This window comes from Aquiflexum gelatinilyticum (assembly GCF_024741135.1).
Lineage (GTDB): Bacteria > Bacteroidota > Bacteroidia > Cytophagales > Cyclobacteriaceae > Cognataquiflexum > Cognataquiflexum gelatinilyticum.
In genome coordinates this window covers 1-1,234 of the sequence record NZ_JANSUY010000042.1, presented here as the reverse complement: position 1 = coordinate 1,234, position 1,234 = coordinate 1, and the positions used below count along the sequence as shown (strand labels likewise).

Annotated in this window: 2 rRNA genes; both read right to left on the bottom strand. The window is 54.4% G+C overall.

Annotation, left to right across the window (positions count from 1 at the left end):
• Positions 1–3: 3 nt before the first annotated feature.
• Positions 4–115: ribosomal RNA gene (gene rrf / locus NU887_RS21065) — 5S ribosomal RNA — on the bottom strand.
• Between the two features lie 159 nt (positions 116–274).
• A 23S ribosomal RNA gene (locus NU887_RS21060) occupies positions 275–1,234 on the bottom strand; the annotation flags it as partial.

The window sequence follows — 1,234 nt, the reverse complement described above, 5'->3', positions numbered from 1 at the left end:
ATAATGTGGCGGCGGCCTACTCTCCCGGGTGTAACCCCAGTACCATCGGCGCTGCAGGGCTTAACTTCTCTGTTCGGGATGGGAAGAGGTGGGACCCCTGCGCAAGGCCGCCTAATCTTTGAGATGCTCAGAAGCGAAAAACGAGACTGTTAGACTCTGTTCAACGCATTCATCATCTCCTAATATCTTATGTCCTGTAAGAGTCTAATCTCTCGGCTCTCGCCTCTAGACTCTACTAATGATATGTCTTGCAGAGAATGCAACAGGGCTGACCTGAAGCAAGTTTTCGGGCTATTAGTACTGCTCGGCTTTGTCATTACTGACTTTGCACCTGCAGCCTATCGACGTCATCGTCTCTGACGGCCCTGTTTGGAAGTCTCATCTTGGAGGGAGTTTCGCACTTAGATGCTTTCAGCGCTTATCTCTTCCCGACGTAGCTACCCGGCAGTGCAGTTGGCACCACAACCGGTACACCAGCGGTCAGTCCAACCCGGTCCTCTCGTACTAAGGTCAGCGCTCCTCAAACTTCCCACGCCCGCAACAGATAGGGACCGAACTGTCTCACGACGTTCTGAACCCAGCTCGCGTGCCACTTTAATCGGCGAACAGCCGAACCCTTGGGACCTTCTCCAGCCCCAGGATGTGACGAGCCGACATCGAGGTGCCAAACCTCCCCGTCGATATGAGCTCTTGGGGGAGATCAGCCTGTTATCCCCAGAGTACCTTTTATCCTTTGAGCGACGGCCATTCCATGCTGTACCGCCGGATCACTATACCCGTGTTTCCACCCTGCTCGGCTTGTCGGCCTTACAGTCAAGCTCCCTTATGCTATTGCACTCCGCGCACGGTTACCAAGCGTGCTGAGGGAACCTTTGGAAGCCTCCGTTATCCTTTTGGAGGCGACCACCCCAGTCAAACTACCCACCAAGCAATGTCTCCCGCTTCTGCGGGGTTAGATACCAAGCAAACAAAGGGCGGTATTTCAACAACGGCTCCGCAGCGCCTGGCGACGCCACTTCAAAGCCTCCCGCCTATCCTACACATCGTTTACCCGGTACCAATGCTAAGCTGCAGTAAAGGTTCATGGGGTCTTTCCGTCCCGTTGCGGGTACACGGCATCTTCACCGTGACTACAATTTCACCGAGCTCATGGCTGAGACAGCGCCCAGATCGTTACACCATTCGTGCAGGTCGGAACTTACCCGACAAGGAATTTCGCTACCTTAGGACCGTT